The 3,594-nt window shown below is 69.3% G+C and carries 2 protein-coding genes and 1 pseudogene; 2 read left to right on the top strand and 1 reads right to left on the bottom strand.

Annotation, left to right across the window (positions count from 1 at the left end; all coding sequences use genetic code 11):
• Nucleotides 1-43 precede the first annotated feature (43 nt).
• Nucleotides 44-826 carry an SDR family NAD(P)-dependent oxidoreductase gene (locus tag WBB07_RS07620; RefSeq protein ID WP_526306309.1) on the bottom strand — a complete coding sequence of 261 codons (783 nt, stop codon included), beginning with the start codon at nt 824-826 and terminating at the stop codon, nt 44-46.
• Between the two features lie 173 nt (nt 827-999).
• On the opposite strand from WBB07_RS07620, the gene WBB07_RS07615 reads away from it, so the two are divergent.
• Together WBB07_RS07615 and mshA are read left to right on the top strand one after the other, a co-directional pair.
• Nucleotides 1,000-2,295, top strand: a complete 1,296-nt coding sequence (locus WBB07_RS07615; RefSeq protein ID WP_526306307.1) for an ROK family protein — start codon at nt 1,000-1,002, stop codon at nt 2,293-2,295.
• Nucleotides 2,219-3,594: pseudogene (mshA, locus tag WBB07_RS07610) on the top strand (D-inositol-3-phosphate glycosyltransferase); the annotation flags it as partial. The gene WBB07_RS07615 and the pseudogene mshA, both read left to right, overlap by 77 nt.

Here is a 3,594-nt window from a genome sequence, read left to right as displayed (position 1 = left end):
CTTTTGCGCCCAAACGTGAGTTTCGGCGCGGGTGGTCAGGTCGTCAGGTCTGGCGGTTCCAGCGGCCGTGGGCCACCTGGTCGCGGGGGCGGATGACGATGGTGTCGAGGTCGACGTGCGACGGCCGGGAGGCGACAAAGCCGATGACCTCGGCGATGTCCTGGGCCACCAGCGGTGTGATGCCGGCGTACACCTTGTCGGCGCGTTCCTGGTCGCCGCCGAACCGCACCAGCGAGAATTCCGTCTCCACCGCGCCGGGGGCGATTTCGGTGAGGCGTACCGGTTTCCCGAGAAGTTCGCCGCGCAGGGTGCGGTGCAGCGCGCCCTGGGCATGTTTGGCGCCGGTGTACCCGCCGCCACCGTCGTAGGTTTCGAATGCGGCGATGGAGGTGACGGAGACGATCAGCCCGTCACCGGATTCGATGAGTTTGGGTAGGAGCGCCCGGGTGACCCGCAGGGTGCCCAGCACGTTGGTCTCCCACATCCAGCGCCAGTCGTCGAGGTCTGATTCCGCGATTGTGGACAGTCCTTTTGCACCGCCGGCGTTGTTGATCAGCACCGAGACGGGTCCGGGGATCCGCTCGGCCAGGGCGGCCACCGATTGATCATCTGTGACGTCCGCCACAACAGCGGTGCCGCCGAGTTCGGCTGCCAGGGCCTCGATCCTATCCGCCCGGCGGGCCGCAACGATCACGTGAAAGCCTTGTGCGGCAAGAACTCTCGCTGTAGCTTCGCCGATTCCGGAGCTGGCGCCGGTTACGACGGCGATTCGGCGATTGTCGGAATCGGTCGATAGCGCGGGGTGCGGGGCAGATTCGGTCGTCACCTGACCAACTCTAGTTACCGTGTTATCTTTCTCTACGTGTCGAGGGGATTCCAGAGCGCGCTGACCGGGATGTGTTGTCGTCCCGGTATTTGCTGCGCCTGACATTCCGGGGTCTCCCGAAGTCGCACGGCGTGGCGTGAAGCCCGCCGCTCCGACTATCGAGGACGCCTCCCATGACTGCCGCCATTTCCCGCAAGATCCCCGCCAAGACGGCTACCCGTACCGCGCGTACCTCGGTCCACCCGCTGCGTACCCGGCACGCCATCGTCGCGCCGGCGCTGCGCATCGGTGACGCTGCCGCAGCGGCGGTCTTCAACGCCGCACGGCTACGGGGGCCGATCGCCCGTGACGTCATCGCCCAGGTCACCTCGCTGTCGATCGCGACAGTGAATCGCCAGGTCACGGCCCTGTTGGACGCCGGCTTGCTGCGCGAACGCGCCGATCTGGCCGCCTCCGGAGCGATCGGCAGACCCCGGGTGCCCGTCGAGGTCAACCATGAGCCCTATCTGACATTGGGTGTGCACATCGGCGCCCGCACCACCAGCATCGTGGCCACCGACCTGTTCGGGCGCACCCTCGATGTGGTCGAGACTCCCACTCCGCACGGCCCGCAGGCGCAGGCGCTGGCGTCGCTGGCCGGCAGTGCCCGCCGCTATCTGGCGCGCTGGCATCGCCGCAGGCCGCTGTGGGTGGGTGTGGCGATCGGCGGCACCGTCGACGGCGTCACCGGGCATGTCGACCATCAGCGCCTCGATTGGACTCAGGCCCCGGTCGGGCCGGTGTTGGCCGAGACGCTGGGGCTGCCGGTGTCGGTGGCGGCGCACGTCGATGCGATGGCCGGCGCTGAATTGCTGTTGGGTATGCGTCGATTCACCACTCCGGCGGCCACCAGCCTGTACGTCTACGCCCGCGAAACAGTCGGGTACGCACTGGTGATCGGCGGCCGGGTGCACAGCCCGGTCAGCGGGCCCGGCACCATTGCGAACTTGCCTGCGCACTCCGAATTGCTCGGTGGCACAGGGCAACTGGAGTCCACCGTCAGCGACGAGGCGGTTCTGTCCGCGGCGCGCAGGCTCGGCATCGTCGGCGATCGGGAATCCTCGGTCGCCACCGTGCTGCGGGCCGCGCGTGACGGCAACGCCGCGGCCCAGGAGCTGCTGGCCGAGCGGGCGCGGGTGCTGGGCGAGGCGGTGGCGCTGCTGCGTGACCTGCTCAACCCCGACGACCTGGTGGTGGGCGGGCAGGCGTTCACCGAGTATCCCGAGGCGATGGCCGGTGTGGAATCGGCGTTCGCGGCGCGTTCGGTGTTGCCGCCCCGCGATATCCGGGTCAGCGCATTCGGGAATCGGGTGCAGGAGGCCGGAGCCGGAATCGTGTCCCTCGGCAGCCTCTATGCGGATCCGGTGGCGGCGATGCGCCGCTCGGCCACCAGCGCGCGGGTCCTCGCCGCGCCGGAGGCCACCGCCTAGCTGCGCTTCGCCCCGAGGTGCAACGATGGGGGAGTGCGTGTCGCCGTGCTGTCCGTCCACACCTCACCGCTGGCCCAGCCGGGAACCGGTGACGCCGGTGGCATGAACGTCTATGTCATGCAGAGTGCGTTGCATCTGGCGCGGCGTGGTGTGGATGTGGAGATCTTCACCCGGGCCACCTCGTCCGCCGATGATCCGGTGGTACAGGTTGCTCCCGGCGTGCTGGTCCGCAACGTGGTGGCCGGGCCGTTCGAGGGTCTCGACAAATATGACCTGCCGACCCAGCTGTGCGCCTTCACCGCTGGGGTGTTGCGCGCCGAGGCCACCCACGAGCCCGGCTACTACGACATCGTGCACAGCCACTACTGGCTGTCGGGTCAGGTCGGCTGGCTGGCCAGGGACCGTTGGGCGGTACCTCTGGTGCACACCGCGCACACGCTGGCCGCGGTGAAGAATGCGGCCCTGGCTGTCGGTGACGCGCCGGAGCCGCCGTTGCGCGCAGTGGGTGAACAGCAGGTGGTCGACGAGGCCGACCGGCTCATTGCCAATACCGACGACGAAGCACGCCAACTCATTTCGCTGCATCACGCCGACCCGGACCGGATCGACGTGGTACATCCCGGGGTGGACCTGGAGATGTTCCGGCCGGGGGCTCCGGGCGCGGGCAAGCGCGCTGCCCGGCGGTCACTCGGGCTCGATGAGACGGCGCCGACGGTGGCGTTTGTCGGCCGGATTCAACCGCTGAAGGCTCCTGATGTGTTGCTGCGCGCCGTTGCCCTGCAGCCGCAGCTTCGGGCGGTGATCGCCGGCGGGCCGTCCGGAAGTGGTCTGTCCGCGCCGGACGGCCTGGTTGCCTTGGCCGCTGAACTGGGTATCAGCGACCGGGTGACCTTCTTGCCGCCGCAGTCGCGCGAACAGCTGGTCGGCGTCTATCGGGCTGCCGACCTGGTGGCGGTGCCGAGTTACTCGGAGTCCTTTGGACTGGTGGCCGTCGAGGCCCAGGCCTGTGGCACCCCGGTGGTGGCTGCCGCGGTCGGCGGCCTGCCGGTGGCGGTGCACGACGGTGTCACCGGTGCCCTGGTGTCCGGGCACGATCCGCGGCAGTGGGCGGACCGGATCGAGGCAGTGCTGGCGGGGGATCTGGACGGGATGGGCCGGGCCGCGGTCGAGCATGCGGCGAAGTTCTCCTGGGATCGCACCGTCGATGACCTGCTGGCGTCCTATGGCCGTGCGATCGCCGAGTACTCCCGCACCCACGACCGGGCGCCGCGTGAGCCGGCGGCCCGCCGTGCTGCGCGG

Origin of the sequence: Mycobacterium sp. (assembly GCF_049647605.1) — a bacterium.
Taxonomy (GTDB): domain Bacteria; phylum Actinomycetota; class Actinomycetes; order Mycobacteriales; family Mycobacteriaceae; genus Mycobacterium.
This window is presented reverse-complemented; position numbering and strand designations above follow the sequence as displayed.

Coding starts and splice junctions, on each gene's coding strand:
- WBB07_RS07615 (WP_526306307.1), top strand. CDS start 1,000: ATGACTGCCGCCATTTCCCGCAAGATCCCCGCCAAGACGGCTACCCGT.